The sequence below is a fragment of the Bacillus sp. SD075 genome, from assembly GCF_017355165.1.
Lineage (GTDB): Bacteria > Bacillota > Bacilli > Bacillales > DSM-1321 > Peribacillus.
Window position 1 is genome coordinate 1 of the sequence record NZ_JADILK010000026.1, and the last position, 20296, is coordinate 20296.

At 41.4% G+C, this 20296-nt stretch carries 19 protein-coding genes and 1 pseudogene; 10 read left to right on the top strand and 10 right to left on the bottom strand.

The window, feature by feature from the left end; all coding sequences use genetic code 11:
* Positions 1-41 precede the first annotated feature (41 nt).
* Positions 42-278, bottom strand: coding sequence for an IDEAL domain-containing protein (locus IOC57_RS16430; RefSeq protein WP_207439742.1), 237 nt, complete (start codon positions 276-278; stop codon positions 42-44).
* Between the two features lie 317 nt (positions 279-595).
* Between IOC57_RS16430 and IOC57_RS16435 the strand changes: the two genes are divergently transcribed.
* Entirely contained in the window at positions 596-1159 is a 564-nt protein-coding gene (locus IOC57_RS16435) for a competence protein ComK (RefSeq protein WP_207439743.1), read from the top strand.
* An 87-nt stretch (positions 1160-1246) separates the two neighbouring features.
* Here the strand turns inward: IOC57_RS16435 and IOC57_RS16440 are convergent, their stop codons facing one another.
* Together IOC57_RS16440 and IOC57_RS16445 are read right to left on the bottom strand one after the other, a co-directional pair.
* Complete coding sequence (locus IOC57_RS16440; protein WP_207439744.1) at positions 1247-1462, bottom strand: DUF3006 domain-containing protein; 216 nt, start codon at positions 1460-1462, stop codon at positions 1247-1249.
* Between the two features lie 95 nt (positions 1463-1557).
* Positions 1558-1842, bottom strand: a complete 285-nt coding sequence (locus IOC57_RS16445; protein WP_207439745.1) for a ComEC/Rec2 family competence protein — start codon at positions 1840-1842, stop codon at positions 1558-1560.
* Positions 1843-1969: 127 nt separating this feature from the next.
* On the opposite strand from IOC57_RS16445, the gene IOC57_RS16450 reads away from it, so the two are divergent.
* On the top strand, positions 1970-2824 hold the full coding sequence (locus IOC57_RS16450) for an STAS domain-containing protein (protein ID WP_207439746.1): 855 nt from the start codon (positions 1970-1972) through the stop codon (positions 2822-2824).
* Positions 2825-3072: 248 nt separating this feature from the next.
* On the opposite strand, the gene IOC57_RS16455 is transcribed toward IOC57_RS16450, so the two are convergent.
* On the bottom strand, positions 3073-3444 hold the full coding sequence (locus tag IOC57_RS16455) for a YhjD family protein (RefSeq protein WP_207439747.1): 372 nt from the start codon (positions 3442-3444) through the stop codon (positions 3073-3075).
* Between the two features lie 289 nt (positions 3445-3733).
* Here IOC57_RS16455 and IOC57_RS16460 point away from each other — a divergent pair, with 289 nt between their 5' ends.
* The 5 genes from IOC57_RS16460 to trpB all read left to right on the top strand — a co-directional run bounded on the left by IOC57_RS16460 (position 3734) and on the right by trpB (position 13650).
* Positions 3734-4348: a TVP38/TMEM64 family protein gene (locus IOC57_RS16460; RefSeq protein ID WP_207439748.1), complete on the top strand. Its 615-nt coding sequence runs from the start codon at positions 3734-3736 to the stop codon at positions 4346-4348.
* A 33-nt stretch (positions 4349-4381) separates the two neighbouring features.
* Positions 4382-4945, top strand: a complete 564-nt coding sequence (gene lepB / locus IOC57_RS16465; protein WP_207439749.1) for a signal peptidase I — start codon at positions 4382-4384, stop codon at positions 4943-4945.
* Positions 4946-5133: 188 nt separating this feature from the next.
* Positions 5134-8631, top strand: a complete 3498-nt coding sequence (gene addB / locus IOC57_RS16470; protein ID WP_207439750.1) for a helicase-exonuclease AddAB subunit AddB — start codon at positions 5134-5136, stop codon at positions 8629-8631.
* A complete protein-coding gene (gene addA / locus IOC57_RS16475) occupies positions 8624-12358 on the top strand; it encodes a helicase-exonuclease AddAB subunit AddA (protein WP_207439751.1) in 3735 nt (1244 codons plus the stop codon). The genes addB and addA overlap by 8 nt, the downstream gene beginning before the upstream one ends.
* A 128-nt stretch (positions 12359-12486) precedes the next feature.
* A complete protein-coding gene (trpB, locus tag IOC57_RS16480) occupies positions 12487-13650 on the top strand; it encodes a tryptophan synthase subunit beta (protein WP_207439752.1) in 1164 nt (387 codons plus the stop codon).
* 45 nt (positions 13651-13695) lie between these two features.
* Here the strand turns inward: trpB and IOC57_RS16485 are convergent, their stop codons facing one another.
* From IOC57_RS16485 to IOC57_RS16510, 6 genes are all read right to left on the bottom strand, one after another.
* Positions 13696-13914, bottom strand: coding sequence for a spore germination protein (locus IOC57_RS16485; protein WP_207439753.1), 219 nt, complete (start codon positions 13912-13914; stop codon positions 13696-13698).
* Between the two features lie 21 nt (positions 13915-13935).
* Positions 13936-14343 (bottom strand): spore germination protein GerPE, encoded by a 408-nt coding sequence (locus IOC57_RS16490; protein WP_207439754.1) that lies wholly within the window; start codon positions 14341-14343, stop codon positions 13936-13938.
* 5 nt (positions 14344-14348) lie between these two features.
* A complete protein-coding gene (locus tag IOC57_RS16495; RefSeq protein WP_207439755.1) occupies positions 14349-14528 on the bottom strand; it encodes a spore gernimation protein GerPD in 180 nt (59 codons plus the stop codon).
* Positions 14518-15129 carry a spore germination protein GerPC gene (gene gerPC, locus IOC57_RS16500; protein WP_207439756.1) on the bottom strand — a complete coding sequence of 204 codons (612 nt, stop codon included), beginning with the start codon at positions 15127-15129 and terminating at the stop codon, positions 14518-14520. Before gerPC ends, IOC57_RS16495 begins: the two co-directional genes overlap by 11 nt.
* An 82-nt stretch (positions 15130-15211) precedes the next feature.
* On the bottom strand, positions 15212-15418 hold the full coding sequence (locus tag IOC57_RS16505; protein WP_207439757.1) for a spore germination protein GerPB: 207 nt from the start codon (positions 15416-15418) through the stop codon (positions 15212-15214).
* 21 nt (positions 15419-15439) lie between these two features.
* A complete protein-coding gene (locus IOC57_RS16510) occupies positions 15440-15661 on the bottom strand; it encodes a spore germination protein (RefSeq protein ID WP_063592643.1) in 222 nt (73 codons plus the stop codon).
* 223 nt (positions 15662-15884) lie between these two features.
* On the opposite strand from IOC57_RS16510, the pseudogene IOC57_RS16515 reads away from it, so the two are divergent.
* The 3 genes and pseudogenes from IOC57_RS16515 (at position 15885) to IOC57_RS16525 (ending at position 20296) form a co-directional block, all read left to right on the top strand.
* A pseudogene (locus IOC57_RS16515) lies at positions 15885-17479 on the top strand (long-chain-fatty-acid--CoA ligase).
* Between the two features lie 320 nt (positions 17480-17799).
* Positions 17800-19074 carry an MFS transporter gene (locus IOC57_RS16520; RefSeq protein ID WP_207439758.1) on the top strand — a complete coding sequence of 425 codons (1275 nt, stop codon included), beginning with the start codon at positions 17800-17802 and terminating at the stop codon, positions 19072-19074.
* Between the two features lie 40 nt (positions 19075-19114).
* Positions 19115-20296, top strand: a complete 1182-nt coding sequence (locus IOC57_RS16525) for a DUF418 domain-containing protein (protein ID WP_207439759.1) — start codon at positions 19115-19117, stop codon at positions 20294-20296.

Here is a 20296-nt window from a genome sequence, read left to right on the forward strand (position 1 = left end):
AAGCCTCCCAACATCATGGGAGGCTTTTTTGATCATGCATTTTAATTTCCAAACTGTTTGAGTAAAACGTTCATTTCAGAACTTAATTTTAAGAATAAAGGTTTGTTTTTCATATCCAAGGCTTCATCGATCTGTTTTGCAAGGATATTCTTTTTGGTAGTAAGGACGGCTTCCTGAATAATCATATCAATTAACATTCCCTGAACCACGGCATCGTTTTTCATTTCGTTCATTGATAAGGACTTCACTGACTCTGAATAAGATTTTTCATTTTTCAAAGTTACCACCCCTGACCCTTTTTATTATTATATGGATTTTAACGGATAAAATCAACTGAAAATTTAAAAAAATTAAAATAATAGAAAATGTGTCGTTTAGATGACGGAAAAGTCACTATATAAAAGAATTTTTAATTTTTTGTGAACTTGCTTTTTATGTATGGGGGTTGTGCTATTATAGTGAGTAATTTAACATACATTTACTACCTCCCTTCACTTATTTTGGACAATGGGGAAGGAAGGTGTACAAGTAATGTAGAGTATAAGCTTTAGTAAAGTAAAAGCGTGTTTAGCAATGAGGAAGAGGTGGATAAAAAATGAAGGAAAACAATCAGGGAATCATCGAGGAATATGAAATCACGCCACATACACTAATGGTTTCGCCAATCAATTACGGCAGTAAAATATATGCCCGTATCGTTGAAATGGAGGACGAGTTCATCTCCCCATTCAAACCTATGGAAATAATAAAGAAAAGCTGTGAGTTCTTCGGGTCAAGTTATGAAGGACGTAAGCAAGGCACGAAACAGCTCATAAACATCACACATAAAGCGCCTATTGCGATTGATCCGACCAGTTCAATTTTCTTCTTTCCCACTACATCTCCGTTGCGTCCTCAATGCATCTGGTTATCACATGAGCATGTGGTATCCTATGATCGCCTAGATTCCAAACATACAACCATCACATTCAGGAATAGACAAACCATCGATATAGAAGTATCATGCAGTTCTTTTGAAAATCAGCTGCACCGGACATCTTTTTTAAAAACGAAATTGCTCCAGAGGATTGAGGAAACAAAGAGGAAATCATTCTATCTGTTCACCGAAGGAAATGGGGCAAAGGCTTCAGAGGTAATGTCAAAGTATATACCACGTTAGAGGGCTTTCAGGAACATCATTGAAGAATGCAAACGGGATTCATTCAAAATTTAAAGCAAGCCCTTCTTATTAAAGAAGTGCCCGGAATTAGTCTTCAAATAATTCATCCATTAAATCGTCAATCTCTTTTCTTAATTTCTCAGTGCCTTCTTTGGAAAGGGTGATAGTATTATCTTCGATAATCAGCATATCTCCTACTTTTGCTTTTTTGGGAAGAGCGCTTGTGGGAAAATCCTTCATGCCACCATTGATTTCAACAACAGCGATCTTTCCCTCGAAGCGATCGATAATTCCTTGTACCATTTATTTCACCGTCTTTACATTAACGTTCTGACCTGTGGAAGTAAAAATAATGTTGCCTGATTTATCTGTGCGATAAGTTTTGGTTTTCACTGAATTCAACGTTTTACAACAGTAGAAGTAGGGTGCCCATATCCATTTTTCCCTACACTGATTCCAGCATATTTCGGTTTTGCTTTGTTAATGAAAGCTGAACTTGTTGATGTTTTTGCACCATGATGGCCGACTTTAAGTACATCCACACTTGGTACCAGTTTTTTAGCCAGCATATCTGACTCTGATTTTTCTTCAGCATCACCTGTTTTTAGATCTTTGGCAAAAGGCTTTATTGCACAACGAAAGCCCTTCTCATATGAGAAGGGCTTTAGAATTAATCCAATCAATGGATGATATTCTCTATTCTCCTAATGCAGGTTAATAACAATCTTTTGCAAAAAGGTTGTGCTGACTCTAAAATGATAGTGTTGACGAATAGTATAATAGATGAATAGAAATTAAGAGGTGATTAAAATGACGATTAATTATGAACAGACGAGCCCGACCTATTATTCGTTAAGATCTGTGTCCTCGAAAATGTTTTCCATAATCAGTAAGCAGCTAAATGTGCAAACGGCTTATGTAACAAAAAGAGGAGAAACGGCGATGACTGTACTCAGTTCCTATAATAGGGAAGAGGAGATTATACCAGAAGGTTACAGCGTCGAATATGGAGGAACATTCTGTCGTTTAATCATTAAGAACCAAGGCGATGCGATGCATACAGCAAACTTAACGAAGGATGCCGTAACAAGGGAGCTTGAAGTAACCGGTCAGTTAAATGTAAAAGGTTTCTTAGGAGTGACGTTAAAGGATTTGAAAGGGGATGTATTCGGGACCCTTTGTGTAATGGACAAGGAGGAAAAGGTGTTTTCAGAAGAAGATATTAACTATCTGAAATCCATGGCAGACATTTTATCCCACATGATAGAGCTCGATCAAACAAAGTATAGCATGGGCTTTTTAAGCGTACCGATCATCCCGATCACTAAAGGCATTTCCATTCTTTCGATACAGGGGATTGTTGACGGCAATCGATCAGAACAAATCATGAGTGATGTTTTACATTCTGCAGCGGATAATGATATTGGCTACTTTATCATTGATTTGTCGAAGCTCCTCGTTCAAGATAATTGTTTTCCTAACTTTCTCTTCAATATGATGAGTGCTCTTGGTTTGATGGGGGTGGAAACGGTCATAACAGGTGTCACTCCAACCTTTGCCAAGGAGCATGTAAATAACTTTGATTTAAAGAATCTCAAAACTAAAATGGTTAAGGATATTCAGTGTGCACTTGATTACATAGGTTATGTCTTAATTGAAAAGTGATTTTATGGAAGTAAGGCCATGCTTTTGAACCTATCCAATAATATTATTGGCAGGACAATGATAATGGGAAATCCAAACAGGTTCATGGATGTTAGTGAGTCTTATCGACCTTAATTCCAAAAAAATGAAATCCTTTATCTTTATGCCGAGAAAGATGAGATGCTTTTTTAATGGTCATACTTCTTTATCTCCAAGGGCATCTGCACCCGAAGGCTCCAAACACATATATGGAGGATGCATGTAACCCGCTAATTCCTTGAACGGTGTTTTTTTTCGGAAAAGTAATAACATAACAAATCTTCGGTTTTGTTGCGAAGGCGGGGATTGAAATAATTATGATGTTCCTCGTATCCTTTATATAAAAAACAATACATCGTGAAGGATTCATCGCGTTTGATTTCACTAACCTTAATATTCTCCTTGCGCAAATAGCGCCGTACCTCGGCAAGTTCGTCTTGAACCACTTTTAAAATATGTTCGACTAGCTCCGAATAAGGCCTTTTTAATTTAAACGGACAAATTTCGATGACCTTGAGATCCCGGTTTAAGATTGTAATAACCATAGGAAGGTAGATGGCTTTTTCAATCATATTTCGGTCATCTTCTGGAATGCGGGTCATCTTGACCGCTCCTTTCTAAAATAGCACGTTTTTAATAGTAGTATGTATATCTTGTAAAAAATAGAACATTTGTTCTGTTTTTATCCTAATGTATTTTCAGTGTATATGCAAGCAGTTTTGATAAATCATAAAATATTGGTTAACAAGATTATGTTTTCCGGAGATAGGGAAAGTATGAAGATATATGGATAATAATTCTTGCAATTTCAGGGGAAAGTGATATATCTAAAATAAATGGCTTTTAATAAGTTTATGCTGCTTCGATAGCAGCATGTCGAGGGAGATAATTATGGATCTGGATACTATACGTGAGTGGTTTACACTTGATCATATATCTGCACTTATTCAACAATATCGCTCATTCGGTCCAATTCCTGGGATCTTGCTGCCGATGCTGGAAGCTTTTTTGCCCTTTTTGCCCTTAGTTGTGTTCGTGCTTGCTAATGCAACGGCTTTTGGTCTCTGGTGGGGATTTTTATTTTCTTGGATTGGTGCGGTAGCGGGTTCTTTTTTAATCTTTTTGGTTATTAGAAGATATGGTCAAATGAGGTTTTTCCGATTTTTGCAAAAGCATAAACAGGTGCAGAGGTTGATGGTTTGGGTGGAGACCCATGGATTCGGTCCTTTGTTTTTACTGCTCTGCTTCCCTTTTACACCTTCGGCTATCGTTAATATCGTGGCAGGCCTTTCAAAAGTCAGTCCCTTGCAATATGGACTTGCAGTAGTGGGAGGGAAGGCGGTGATGATTTTTACGATCAGCTTCGTAGGTTACGATTTAGTCTCCTTAATTCATAAGCCGGTGCGTACGATCATTATCGGGGTCGTCATCTTTATCCTTTGGTATGTGGGTAAAAGACTGGAGGTCCGGTTAAATAAAAGCATGAAGAGGGAAGAAGGACAATAAATTAGTATATAAATGTAGTAGGGGTTGAACTAGATGGAAAAAATAAACAAGAATTCTTTATCCGATTGGATAAAACCAGCGATGATAGCTTTTGTTATTTACATCTTAATCCGTACATTTTTCTTTTCAAGCTATGATGTTGAAGGGAAGTCGATGCAGCCGACCCTTGAAGATGGAAATAAACTTGTCGTGAATAAAATCAATTACCAGATTCATGATATCAACCGTTTTGACATTATTGTTTTTCATGCGAATTCACAAGAAGACTATGTTAAGCGAGTTATAGGGGTTGCAGGTGACCGAATTCGTTATAAAGATGATTGGCTGTACGTAAATGGCGAGAGAGTGGATGAGCCTTATCTTGAGAAATTCAAGGAAGGTTTTCCAGGACAGGACTTTACGGGTGATTTTACATTAAAAGAATTGACGGACATGACCAAAGTTCCGGAGGGCAAGCTTTTTGTCATGGGTGATAATCGTCTTGAAAGTGCTGACAGCCGTCACTTTGGTTATATACCGGTTGAAAATGTTGTTGGTAAAGTGGATGTCCGATATTGGCCGGTCAAAGAATTCAATTATAAGTTTACAGGTGAATGATTGTGGAAGCCCAAAAGTTATGTGGGCTTTTTCTTTTGGGAAAAAAGCGAACGTACGATTGGTATTTTTAAAAGGGAAACGGTAAAATAATAGAAAGTAAATCAAATTGGAAACAGAAACCTAGTCAAAAAGATGAAAGTATTTCTGGTATGATGGATCTAGATATTATGTTTTAAGGGGGAAAAGAGATGTCACTCCGTTTTTTACTGGGAAGATCGGGTGCAGGGAAAACTTCGAATATATTGGATGAAGTTCGCTCCAAATTGGCAGAAGATCCCGAAGGAAATCCAATTATCTACCTAGTTCCTGATCAGATGACGTTTCTATCTGAATATAAATTAATTAAAACGCCAGGCCTTGCCGGAATGATCCGGACACAGGTTTTCAGTTTTAGCAGGCTTGCTTGGCGCGTTCTTCAGGAAACCGGGGGGATGAGCAGGCTACATTTGGACAGTGTTGGCGTTAATATGTTGATACGGAAGATCATGGAGGATAAAAAGGAAGAGTTAAAGATGTTTCGACGATCTGCTGATAAGCAGGGATTCATTGCACAGATGGAGCTAATGCTGGCTGAGTTCAAGCAGTATTGCATCCAACCTGATGACATTCAAAACTATTTGGCTGAAACCTCACAGGCCGGTAGCGGCATTCAGGATAAACTGCATGATCTTGACTTGGTCTATCAGGCTTTTGAGGATGAAATGGTTAACAAATATTTAGATTCCGAAGATTATTTCACTTTGCTGATCGAAAAAATGTCAGAGTCTTCATATATAAGGAATGCGGATATATATATCGATGGCTTTTATAGTTTGACTCCACAGGAATTATTGATTGTGGAAGAAATGATGAAGCTGTGCAGGAGTGTGACGATCTCGCTGACGTTAGATCAGCCCTACAGACAATATGCTCCGGATGATTTGCAATTGTTCAGGCAAACAGGAAATCTTTATCATCACCTTTATCAGGCTGGATTGAGGAATGGCATACCAATTTCAGAGGATCGAATCTTAAAAGGAACGGAAAGGTTTGGAAAGAGCCCGGGGCTGAATCATCTGGAAACTTATTTTGCCATTCGTCCTGCACAAATGTTTGAGCATTCACCTAATGTAACGATCGCCCAGGCAGTTAACCGCAGAGCTGAGATTGAAGGAGTTGCCCGGGACATCCTGTCGTTGGTCAGACAGAAACAGCACCGTTACCGTGATATTGCGATTTTGGTGCGTAATGGAGAAGCATACGCGGATCTTTTACAAACTGTTTTTCGGGATTATCAAATTCCCTTGTTCGTCGATTCCAAACGGACGATGCTGAATCATCCTCTCATTGAACTGATTCGTTCCACTTTGGAGATCATCAATGGCTATTGGCGTTATGAGCCTGTATTTCGTGCGATCAAGACGGAGCTTCTATTTCCGCTGCAAAAAAACCACGATAGGATGCGTGAACAGGTAGATAAGTTGGAAAACTATGTGCTAGCCCGTGGCATTAAAGGAAGCAGGTGGACGTCCAAAGATCGTTGGACCTATCGGCGCTTCCGCGGACTGGAACTCGAGGACCGGAATCAAACTGATAAGGAAATGCGGCTTGAACAAGAGTTGAATGAGATGAAGCAATTATTTACCGAGCCCATCTTGAAACTCTCAAAACGTGTTAAAAAGGCTGCTAATGGCAGGGAATTGTGTGAAGCCCTTTATTTATATCTTGAAGAATTGCATGTACCGGAAAAATTGGAAAAGCTGAAACGAGAGGCAGAAGAAGCAGGTGATTTGGTATCGGCAAGGGAGCATGAGCAAACATGGAATGCGGTTGTCGACCTATTAGACCAATTCGTTGAACTGCTGAGCGGGGAAAAGCTTTCCATGAAACAGTTTGCCGTAATCATTGAAGCTGGTCTGGAGTCTCTTGAATTTTCTTTGGTACCGCCGGCAATTGACCAAGTATTAGTCGCTAATCTAGATTTATCCCGTCTGGATGATGTGAAGACAGCTTTTGTTATCGGCCTGAACGAAGGGGTCCTGCCAGGAAAAGCTGTATCTGATGGGATATTTTCGGATAGTGATCGTGAGGTGCTGCAAGCTGGTGGACTTGATGTTGCTCCAAGTTCAAAAGTGCGCCTGCTGGATGAGGAGTTTACAGCGTACAAAGCATTCACTACGCCTGCTGAGGCCCTTTATTTATCATATCCGCTTGCCGATGAGGAAGGAAAGGCACTTTTACCCTCATCTTATTTGAAACGGGTAAGGGACATATTGCCTAACGTTTCCGATGTGTATTATATGAACGATCCGTCCGATCTGTCTGCTGAGGAACAGGTGAAATATGCTGCAAATCATGATGTGGCCCTATCGTACCTGGCTGCCCAATTGCAGCTGAAAAAAAGGAACTATCCAATCCATTCACTATGGTGGGATGTATATAATGCCATTATTGATGATGAAATGGCTGGTCCTTCCGCAACTAAGGTTTTATCTGGCCTTTTTTATCAAAATAGGACAAAGAAATTATCTGAGGAAACAAGTAAGCAATTATACGGTGAGAGCATTCTTACAAGTGTATCCCGGATGGAAATGTTCAATAGCTGCCCATTTTCCCATTATGCCGCACATGGCTTGAAATTGCGGGAACGGCAAATTTTCCGTTTAGATGCACCGGATATAGGCGAGATGTTCCATGGAGCGTTGAAAATGATTTCCGATTACTTAAAGGAGCATGATATTCCTTGGTCTACATTGACCTCGGACCAATGCTTGGAGTTGGCCAGAATTGCTGTGGAGAGACTTGCTCCTAAACTTCAAAATCAGATTTTGTTAAGTACGAACCGCCATCATTATTTACGCAGGAAACTGGAACAAGTGATTGGACGGGCCTCGATCGTGTTAAGTGAACATGCAAAGGTGAGCGGTTTTGCTCCAATCGGATTAGAACTTGGATTCGGAAAACATGGAGAGCTGCCTCCCCTTTCTTTCACATTGAAAAACGGTACGAAGATGGAATTGATAGGGCGGATCGACCGAGTGGATAAAGCGGAAGAAGATGAAGGTGTCTATTTGCGTGTGCTCGATTATAAGTCGAGTGATAAGGAACTGAACATGAGTGAAGTATATTATGGACTCGCGCTCCAAATGTTGACATACCTTGATATCGTCGTCACCCATTCCAAGTCGCTTATTGGAAAAGAAGCGATTCCAGCCGGCGTTTTGTATTTTCATGTGCATAATCCCGTTGTCAAATCAAAGGGAATGCTCAGTTTGGATAAAATTGAGGAAGAAATTTATAAAAGTTTTAAAATGAATGGACTTGTGCTAAATCATTCAAATGTCATTCAGATGATGGATACCTCGCTTGATATTGAAAATTCGGGTAAGTCGGATATCATCCCAGCTGGATTTAAAAAGGACGGATCGCTCCTGGCGGCTTCCAAAGTTGCCAGCAGGGAAGAGTTTTCGCTTCTGAATCATCATGTGCGCCGTATTTATCAGGAGGCTGGTGATCGAATGGTCGATGGTGATGTCGATATAACACCATACAAATTAAAGGAAAAAACTCCATGTACCTTCTGTTCCTTTAAATCCGTATGCCAATTCGACCAGTCACTGGAGGAGAATCAATTCAGGAATTTGGCACAGAAGAAACAAAATGACGTTCTTGAGCTGTTAAGGGGAGAGGGGAAGAGCGATGAGTAAAACAAAAATTCCTGCTCTGCCAGGAGACGTGACTTGGACCGAAGATCAATGGAAGGCGATATGGGCTAAAGAACAGGACATTCTGGTTGCGGCCGCTGCAGGTTCAGGGAAAACAGCGGTGCTCGTCAATCGGATCATTCAAAAAGTCATATCAGAAGAAGATCCAATCGATGTCGATGAACTGCTCGTGGTTACATTCACCAATGCCTCGGCTGCCGAGATGCGCCATCGGGTAAGTGAGGCATTAGAAAAAGCGATCAATGATAATCCGCATTCTCAGCATTTGCGTAAGCAGTTGAGTTTGATTAATCGTGCTTCGATTTCCACACTTCATTCCTTTTGTTTAGAGGTCATCAGGAAGTATTATTATCTGACGGATATCGACCCGGGCTTTCGGATTGCAGATTCTACAGAGATCCAGCTGCTCCGTGATGAAGTGATGGAAGAGCTTTTCGAGGAGCAGTATGGCCAAAGTGATAATGAAGGGTTCTTTAATTTAGTTGATGCTTTCACAAGCGATCGAAACGATGATGCACTTCAAAATATAGTTAGATCGCTGCATGATTTTTCGCAATCGAATCCAGACCCGGACCGATGGCTCGATGGTGCCGCTAGCATGTATGAGCTGGCAGATGATGATGGGATTGATGACCTTTCGTTTATCGATTCATTGAAGTTCGATATTGGTTTACAATTGGACACAGCCAGGGATTTTTTGGAGCGCTCGCTTGCGTTGACAAATATCCCTGGGGGGCCGGCACCAAGGGCTGAGAACTATATAGCAGATCTTGCCCTGGTTGCTAAACTGTCGGAAGTGAAGGACCAATCCTGGAATGCTCTTTATGAAGAAATCCAAAACGTGAAATTTGGAACGGCAAAACGCCTTACTGGTGCAGATTTTATCAAAGAAGTGACGGATGAGGCTACCAAGTACCGGGATAAGGCGAAGAAAATCATCAAATCGTTACAGGAAGAGTTATTTTCCCGTAAACCGGAAAGCTATCTGCGGGATATAAGGGAACTCAAGGGGTATGTCGATACACTGGTTATGCTAGTTAAAAGGTTTGATGATCGATTCTTCGCTGCAAAAGCAGAAAAGAACTTGGTGGATTTCGCGGATTTGGAACATTATTGTCTTCGGATTTTGACAGGGGAAACTGTGGATGGTGAACGAAAACCATCGGCAGCAGCCGTCGATTACAGGAACCAGTTCAAAGAGGTACTTGTAGATGAGTATCAGGATACGAACCTGGTTCAGGAATCCATCTTAAAACTGGTGACGGCTGATGGTGAGTATAATGGGAATCTTTTCATGGTAGGCGATGTCAAACAGTCCATATACCGGTTCAGGCTTGCGGAACCAAATCTCTTCCTTGGAAAATACACACGTTTTACCCATGATGGTGTTGATTCCGGACTGAAAATTGATTTAAACCGCAATTTCCGGAGCCGAAAGGAAGTTCTCGATGGGACCAATTTCTTATTTCAACAGTTGATGGGGATTACAGTCGGTGAGATTGATTATGATGAAGATGCTCAATTGAAAAAGGGTGCCCCATATCCCGAAGACGATTCAAACCCGATCGAACTTCATTTAATTGATGGAACAGCCGATCCGGAAGCTCATTCGGAAGCGGAAGGATTGGATGGTGGGTTTGAGGCCGAGGAGCTTGAAAAAGCGCAGCTCGAAGCAAGGCAGATGGCAAAGCTCATTAAAAAGGCTATAGGCGAAAAGCATAGGATATATGATTCGAAAACCAAAAAGTACCGCTCTGCCACTTATCGAGACATGGTCATTCTTCTTCGTTCGATGCCCTGGGCACCGCAAATCATGGAGGAATTTAAAAAACAGGGAATTCCAGTATATGCCAACTTGTCGACTGGGTATTTTGAAGCGACCGAAGTGGCCATCATGATTTCCTTATTGAAGGTGATTGATAATCCGCAACAGGATATCCCATTGGCTTCCGTTCTCCGTTCACCTATCGTGGGACTGGATGAAGAAGAGATGTCACAGGTGCGTTTATTCCATACAGGGAGCTACTACGAAGCGCTAGCTGATTTTTATAGAAAGAGTGATCCGGAAGAGCATCCGGGGCTTTATGAAAAAGCCTCAGCTTTTTATAAAAAACTAGTGAAGTGGAGGAAGCTTGCCAGACAGGAGGCATTATCAGATTTGATTTGGCTTCTGTACCGTGAAACGCAGTTTTATGATTTTGCAGGTGGGATGCCGGGTGGCAAACAGCGTCAGGCCAATTTAAGAGCGTTGTATGACAGGGCAAGGCAATATGAAGCGAGTTCTTTCCGCGGTCTGTTCCGTTTCCTGCGGTTCGTAGATAGGATGCAAGAACGTGGAGATGATTTAGGGGCAGCCCGGGCTTTAGGGGAACAGGAAGATGTAGTCCGGCTGATGACGATTCACTCCTCAAAGGGGCTAGAGTTTCCGATCGTTTTCATTGCCGGTCTTTCCAAGCAATTCAATATGATGGATTTACGCAAGGCCTATTTACTGGATAAGGATTATGGATTTGCGGCAAAATATGTGAATTCCGAATTACGGATAACTTATCCATCCCTCCCTCAATTGGCTTTTAAGAAAAAGAAGCAGCTTGAATTAATTGCCGAGGAGATGCGTGTCCTCTACGTGGCTCTTACAAGGGCAAAGGAAAAACTTTATTTGATTGCCAGTATCAATGATGCAGAAAAAACGCAGAAGAACTGGGAAAGTAATGCGGCACATGGAGATTGGCTATTAAAGGACTATGTACGGGCAGGTGCAAAAAGTTATCTTGATTGGATTGGTCCATCCCTTGTCCGCCATCAGGATTATCTTGGAGCTGCTGGTCAAGGCTTAGAAATGGAGTCACATCCATCGCATTGGTCCATTTCCGTCATTCCAAGCGAAGAGCTTGCTGTTCTGGATGTGGAAGAGGCACTAGTTCAAGAGCAAGTACTTGAACATGTCCAGAAATCGGAGAAGGTCGGTATCGTTTCCGAGTTTTATGATGATATCAAGGAACAGCTAGATTGGGAGTATCCCGAACATGAGGCGACGGTGTATCGTTCCAAGCAATCCGTTTCTGAACTAAAACGTCAATATGAACTTAAGGACGAGCAAAGCTCCACAGAGTTGTTGCGTAAATTTAAGCGTCCTATCACGAAACGGCCGACTTTCATGCAAGAAAAGTCACTGACTCCTGCTGAAAGGGGTACGATTACACATTTAGTCATGCAGCATATTGATTTAACTAAGGAGATTACCATTCAATCAATTCAGGAACTGATGGTTGACTTGATTCAACGCGAATTGTTGACGGAGGAACAGGAAGAGGCTGTGGAACCGGAGACGATCGTCGATTTCTTTGACAGTGAAATCGGGCAAAGAATGCAGAGGGCCGGGAGCATTCGCCGTGAAGTGCCATTTACGATGTCGTTGCCTGCAAAGGAAGCATACAGCGATTGGGCAGCTGGAGATGAAGAGATCCTTATCCAAGGTGTGATTGATTGTATCTTTGAGGATGAACAAGGTCTTGTGCTTCTAGATTATAAAACGGATACAATCACCGGGCGATTTGCTAGCGGGTATGAAGGGGCTAAAGAGATTCTTGCCGATCGATATCGGATGCAGCTTCAGCTCTATACGAAGGCTGTTGAAGAGATAATGAATAAGAAGGTAACCGGCCGTTACTTGTTTTTCTTTGACGGCTCGCATTTATTGGAAGTATAAGATAGAAGGAGTGTCCCATTGTTGCGGGACGCTCTTTTTGCCTTAATAAACAGAATAGTTTGAAAAAATATAAATACTTACTATATACTAGTGGAGAAAAATACCTTTTTAAAGGAGTAGAGAAGAGTATGACGAGTGAGATCAAGAGCAAGGGATACTTTGGTGAGTACGGTGGAAGCTTTGTACCGGGTGCACTTCAGGAAGTTATGGATATTTTAGAAACGGAATTCCTAAAATATAAGGATGACCCGGAATTCATTGAGGAGTTTCAATATTATCTGAAAGAATATGTCGGACGCGAAAACCCGTTAACACTTGCAAAGAATTTAACGAAAAAGGTTGGTGGGGCAAAAATATATTTAAAGCGTGAAGATTTGAATCATACAGGTGCTCACAAAATTAATAATGCGATTGGACAGATCCTGCTCGCTAAACGTATGGGTGCCAAACGCATCATTGCAGAAACTGGAGCTGGGCAGCATGGTGTGGCGACTGCGACTGCATGTGCGATGTTTGGCATGGAGTGTGTGATCTATATGGGGAAGCTGGATACGCAGAGGCAGGCATTGAATGTCTTTCGGATGGAATTATTGGGGGCAAAAGTCGTAGCGGTCGAAAAGGGACAGGGCCGATTGAAGGATGCCGTTGATGAGGCATTGAATGATTTGGTGCAAAACTATCAAAATACTTTTTACTTGCTTGGTTCAGCAGTGGGGCCGCACCCATATCCAACGATCGTTAAGCATTTTCAATCAATCATAAGTGAAGAATCAAAGCGCCAGATCCTTGAAAAGGAAGGAAAACTGCCAGCTGCCATCATTGCTTGTGCTGGAGGGGGAAGTAATGCGATTGGTGCTTTTGCTCATTATATCGATGAAGGAAATGTCCGTTTAATTGGTGTAGAGCCAATTGAAGCTCCAAGTATTTCGCAAGGTGTCCCGGCAGTATTGCACGGATTCAAAAGTTTGACGTTAGTGGACGAACAAGGGGAACCAAAACCGACATTTTCCATAGCCGCCGGTTTGGATTATCCAAGTGTGGGACCTGAGCATAGTTTTTTGAAAGATTGCGGACGAGCGGAGTATGTGACGGTAAAAGGGGAAGAAGCTCTTGAGGCTTTCCAGGTATTATCCAAAACAGAGGGAATCATTCCAGCTCTCGAAAGCTCACATGCATTAGCTCACGCCATGAAGCTCGCAAAAGAGTTAACAAGAGATGATATACTGATCATTAATTTATCAGGCAGGGGAGACAAGGATGTTGAGCAAGTATTTAACATGTTAGGAAAATAGACCGGAATTTAAAAGCCTCCCTGGAAATGGGAGGCTTTTCTTTGACTAATTATTTCCTGTAATGGGCTGGTCGACCCCATTGATATCAAGGACATTGCTACCGTTCAGACCATTAGCCGTAAAGGTGATGGCAGCTGTGTTTCCTGAACCGGATCCGAAAACGGATTTGGAGGAAGACTTAGGGGAAATGACGGCGCAATCACCGAATAACAGGTTTCCTTCCGCGACATTAAATATTTGTACTGGGCCGATAATGGCGGGCATATGAACCCCTCCTTTAAAAGTTTAAGAGTTGTTGGTTTTATCCACTATTGGTGTCTCTTCGATTTCTTTAGGAACCTCCCGAATATGTTTCACTCTTGATTCCATACGTGCATGGCCTACGTTCCCCACACCAACCACAGATGAGGATGATATCCCGATTATATTGATATTGCCGACCCGTATGAAGGGATTCGGGTTTGAAAATCTTGATATGACGGGTTCATTCAATCTGGGGATATAAAATGGTTTTTTAAAAATGTCAAAGTCTTCGAAATGAATATCCACTGAATGGAAAGTTTCACTTTTCTTTTGAATCGCTAAAGCCAGGGAATTTCCATCAATAAATGAGGTATCCCCGATTTGCAGTGTGGAGCTGAATGATACCGTGTCGGATAATAAGGATTTTACTTTTGATATTCTAGAAAACATGTTATTTATCCTTTAGGAGTTAGCGGTACGAATGGCCCGATGATAAGGGATTCAGGTGGGGTATCGAATGCTGAGGAAAGTTGGACCGTTTGTACATCCCCTATGAGAAATAAAGCAGAGCTTGCAACACCGGTAATATTAATATCTCCTACGCAAAGCTGGTGATTGATTACATTAAACTCCATTTGGATTTCCTCCTGTCTCGGCATGTGAATGGGTAATGAATTGTAATAATGCGGTTTGAATATCTGATTTTACCTTCTCCCTGACCTTTTCCTTGACATTATCCCGTTGCTGCGGTGCACGTTCCGCATAAGAAAGATTATCGAAATACATATTGATTCGTTGATGAAGCTGGCGTTCGACGTCCTGTTTAATGAAGTCATGATAAGAGGGTTCCAATGATATTTTCAGCTGGGTTTCCGCATCGTGAATCATATTTTCTAAGTCTGAAAGTATATCGTTGTGAATTTCCTGGACGACGATTTCCCTGCCTGGAAATAGGTTAGGTGCAGGTGGAACAGGTTGGTTGTTGACGGCAAATTCATCTATGTTGTTAAGGTCATTTGGATTTAAACCGATATTCAATGTTCCATCTAAAGATTCGACCTTTAACTGATCGAATTTATATTCAATTTTATCCACATGGATCGGTGGTTTATTTTTCAGTTCGGCAAGTTCATCTGTCAGGCGTTTGAGTTCGTGTTCAAGTTTCATGATCCGTTTATCCTGTGCTTCAAGAAAACGCTGCATTTGTATGGAATATGAATATAGATCCTGATTCACGATTCAACACCTCACCTTCACAATAAGTAATTTCATATATGGCAGTATATGAAAAAGTTGGATGTAGGTGAATGCCTATGAACTAGGAGGGTGTAAATGGGACGAAGCTGGTTAATGGGATTACATCGGCTTCAATTGCGGGAGCGGGCTCAGTGTATCCACCGGTATTGGCTAGTGTGGAATATGGTTTAATCACCCCGGCACTTCCTATTTGAAAAACGGATGAATTGGCGATGCTTTCAATTTTTATCATATTGATTTGTATGGTCTGGTGAATATTGAAAATCATGCTGACTCCTTTCTTAAAGCATTAGAGATTTAAGACCAGTGGCTGATCAACACCATCAGTATCATTTGTATTTGTGGTGCTATAGGCATTATAGAGGGATATGGATTCACCTGTATTAAAAGAGCCAGCACCTGCAAACGTTTTTGAGGTGGAATATGGATTAATTTTAAAGACGTCACCAATATGGACAATTCCACTGCTACCGACGTTGATGACTTGAACGATTCCTACGATGGCCGGCAAGAAAATCACCCTTTTTTTATTCTGGTTCTCCCTTGAATCTCAGGCCATGAGCCTATCACTGAAGGGAGTTTCAATGTATTGTATGTTGACTCATGATTGATGTGATTCATCTGCCTATCAATTTATTGTTATATAACAATAGTCGGCATTATTGTAATAATGGTAACAGATATGGTAATATAGTTATAATTCAGAATTTTCAAATAAAATAAGGGGTGAGGAAATGAACGTACCATTAGTATTATCGCATTTCTTAGATCGAGCAGCCTTACTATATGGCAATAAGAAAGCGATCATTGGAGATGACAGGGTATTAACCTACTCAGAGTTGAATGGCCGTGTAAACCAGCTTTCAAATGGTTTAAGGGATCTTGGAGTCAAAAAGGGTGATAAGGTGGCATATTTGGCACCTAACTCAGTTGAAATGCTTGAAGGTTTTTATGGGGTATTTCAACTTGGGGCCGTAATCGTTCCATTGAATATCCGCTTGAAGCCTGCTGATTATGTATTCATTTTGAACCATAGTGAGTCAAAGGTCCTTTTCGTAGATCAGGAATTGTATCATCTAATTTCCACTGTCAAGGATGAACTTGAATCAGTGGAGCACATAATCGTTCATTATAAAGATGAAGAGATAAATGAAATCGATTACAATCATTGGCTGGAACGTTACGATAACATGAGCTTTAACCGGGAGTCAGTGGATGAAAATGATGTTTCGAGCCTCCTTTATACGAGCGGGACCACAGGAAATCCCAAAGGGGTGATGCTGACTCACCGTAACAACTATTTACATGCCCCCTAGGTGCGATGCATCATTTCAGGGTCAATGACCGCGATATATATTTGCATGTACTGCCGATGTTCCACGTGAATGGGTGGGGTGCCCCATTTTATTATACGGCAAATGGTGCCACTCAAGTTTGTTTGAGGAAAACCAGCCCCGACAGGATATTTGATGCACTACAAAAGCATAAGGTTTCCATCATGCATATGGCACCAACGGTTCTGAATTCGCTGTTTCAATATTATGAGCGGAATGCTACGAAAATCAAGCAGGATATCCGCATCGTTGTTGCTGGTTCCGCTCCGCCTCCTGCATTTGTTACAAGGGTGGAAAAAGAGTTAGGCTGGGAATTCATTCAAATTTACGGAATGACTGAATCAACACCGGTTAGTCTGATATCGCTGATTCGTTCTGAATTCGATGATCTTTCGGAAAAAGAAAAATACAGAATGAAGGCGAAGGCCGGATATCCCATCATAGGCAGTGAGGTAAAGGTTATCCATGACAATGGTGAGGAAGTTGTCCATGATGGCGTGGATATCGGGGAGCTCATCGTCCGCAGTCATGGAGTGATGTTAGGTTATTGGAAAAATGAAGAAGCGACCAGCCAGACACTGATAAATGGATGGCTGCATACTGGAGATATGGCCACAATCGATGAAAATGGTAATGTTGATATCGTTGACCGCAAAAAGGATATAATCATAAGTGGCGGAGAAAATATCTCTTCCATAGAAGTGGAAGGAATACTCTACGAACATCCGGACATTCTTGAAGCGGCAGTCATTGCCGTTCCACATGAAAAGTGGGGAGAGACACCGCATGCCTTCATTGTGCCAAAAACGGGTGTAGAATTAACGGAGGATGATATAAAGGCTTTTACACGGGAAAAATTAGCTCATTTCAAATCAGTTACCAGTGTGTCGTTCGTCGGGGAGCTTCCAAAAACGGCATCGGGGAAAATACAAAAAATCCATCTCCGTAATGATTACTGGGAATCTAAGGGGAAAACAGGAAAATTCGTTAATTGAAGCTCGCTAACGCTGTTCAGAAATGATCAGCGTTTTTTCTATTTGCCAGTTCGAAGGGTTTCATATTAAGCTATGAAGATATCGACCCAGATGAATTGAAGATTGAGGGCGATATGTTTCCAATTGTAAATAAGCCACCGTTACCCATGCCATTGTTGGATAAGGGATGGTCATTCAAGAACACCGGAATTTGCTTCGATAAAAAGCTTCCAGTTTAACGATAAAGTGTTACTATTATAAAATATTTCAAATTATTATAATTTTTTTTTTTTTTTTTTCGTCATGTTGATTCTAAGAGTTTTGGATTGTGGGGGAGAGCATTGAAACGTATTCATTATAGCTGGGTTATTTTAATCATAACATTCTTCTCGATTATTGTAGCTGGAATTGTTAGGTCATCATCAGGAGTATTCATCGTACCATTTGAAAATGAGTTCGGGTGGGACCGCTCCGTCATTTCTTTAGCCTTCGCCATAAGTCTTTTTCTTTATGGATTATCGGGTCCATTCATGGCCGCTCTAATTGAAGTGCTTGGATTGAAGAAAATGATGGTATTGGCCATGACCACTTTATTGGCAGGGATTTTCCTCACTTTTTTCATGGAGCATGAGTGGCAGCTCATTATAATTTGGGGAATTATCATTGGATTGGGTTCTGGAGTGTTTTTAACGGTATTGAGCCCATATGTGGCTAATCGTTGGTTCGAGAAGAGGCGGGGGCTGGCGGTCGGGATACTAACGGCAAGTACGGCCACAGGGCAGCTCATATTACTTCCGGTTTTAGCCATCATCATTGAGAATTACTCGTGGAGATGGGCGATTGGATTAATTTTGGTACTTAGCTTGATCATGCTGGCAATCATCCTTTTATTCATGAAAAACAGTCCGAAGGAAGTAGGCACTCTTCCATATGGATTGGAAGAAGAGAGTCAGGGGGCCGTTACAGCCCATAAGAAGAACCCCATCGCCATGGCTTTTCAGTCGTTGACTGAAGCAGTGAGAGTTAAGGAATTCTGGTTATTGGCAGGCAGCTTTTTTATATGCGGGCTTTCAACGAGTGGGTTGATCGGCACACATTTCATTTCTTACTGCATTAGTTTTGGTTTACCGGTCGTGACGGCAGCATCACTGCTATCTTTCATGGGAATCTTTGATTTGATAGGTACGACTGTATCCGGGTGGTTATCAGATCGTTTTGATAACCGTTGGCTGTTGTTTTGGTATTATGCTCTAAGGGGTGCTTCCCTCGTATTACTTCCTTTTGCGTTAAATGAAGGCTCAATCGGTCTATTGATCATCTTCTCCGTTTTTTATGGTTTGGATTGGATAGCCACTGTCCCTCCGACCATAAGCATTTCAAGGCAGGTCTTTGGCATGGAGAAAAGCGGGATCGTATATGGTTGGATATTCGCAGCCCATCAAGTGGGTGCAGCAGTGGCGGCGTACGGTGGAGGACTTATCTTTAAAATATTCAACTCCTATACATGGGCATTCTTCCTTGCAGGAATCTTTTGCTTAATGGGCAGCTTGTTTGTCATACTGATAAAAAAGCAAAAAGCGGTCATGAAGGTTAAAGGTGATGCAGTGGAGTTATAGAAATGATGTTAAATCCGTATGGATGAAAGAGGGGGTATCTATGAAGGGCATGATGGTTCCATTGCAGGAAAGTAAACGGATCGTAAGCATCGACATTTTACGTGGAATAGCCATTTTAGGGATTTTCTTAGTGAATATGCCTTCTTTCCACTCTCCGCTCTTGTACATAGATGGTGTCGAGCGGTGGTCCAGAGGATGGGACAGGATTTTGTACAGATTCAGTGATATTGTCGCACAGGCAAGCTTTTATCCGTTATTTGCCTTTCTGTTTGGTTTCGGGGCAATCATACTAGCTGTAAGGAGTGAAGAAAAGGGTATTTCATTTCCTTTACTATATATGAAAAGGCTAAGTTTTCTGCTAGTACTTGGGTGCATTCATGCTTTTATCATCTGGCATGGGGACATCCTCATTAATTATGCTGTATTTGGCTTTGCCTTTTTATTTTTTTATAAGATGAAGGGCAGGAGTTTAATTCTGCTAGGCTCGGTTTGTTATGTCCTGCCTTTTGCGATATTGGGTTCGCTATTTCTTATAATAGGCATTTTTGATAGGGAAGGGATGGCAATTACGACTGATTTGGCGATGATGAAACAGTCCTTGGAAGTTTATCAATCTGGTACATTTACGGAAATAATGAGTCAAAGGGCACTGGATTGGTATATGGTGAACAACCCTCTTAATGCCATTATCCTTTTTTTATCGATTTTTCCATTTTTTTTAATTGGAGCAGGAGTGGCAAAACAAGGCTTTCTCCAAAAGCCAACCCAATATAAACGACAATTGAAAGCGATATCGATTGTAAGCTTGCTTTTGGGCATGTCAGTAAAGATTCTGCCCTATGTGACGGTATACCATTTTGGTACGATATTCGTGCAGGATTATTTGGGAGGACCAATACTTACGATTTTTTATATCACGGCAATCGCGCTTTTGGCGGAACAGGCTGGGGCTTCCCGCCTATTACACCCGCTTTCGTATATCGGAAGGATGTCGATGAGCAATTACTTGTTCCAATCGATGGTATGTACGGCCATTTTTTATTCATATGGCCTTGGTTTATATGGATCAGTCTCTTATACGACAGGATTTGTTTTCTTAATAGCCTTGTTTTGCCTGCAAATCCTGATTTCCTTATTGTGGATGGGGCTGTTTAAATATGGTCCGGTTGAATATATATGGCGTTTCGTTACATATGGTAAAAAGCCGGTCATGCGCCGGTGA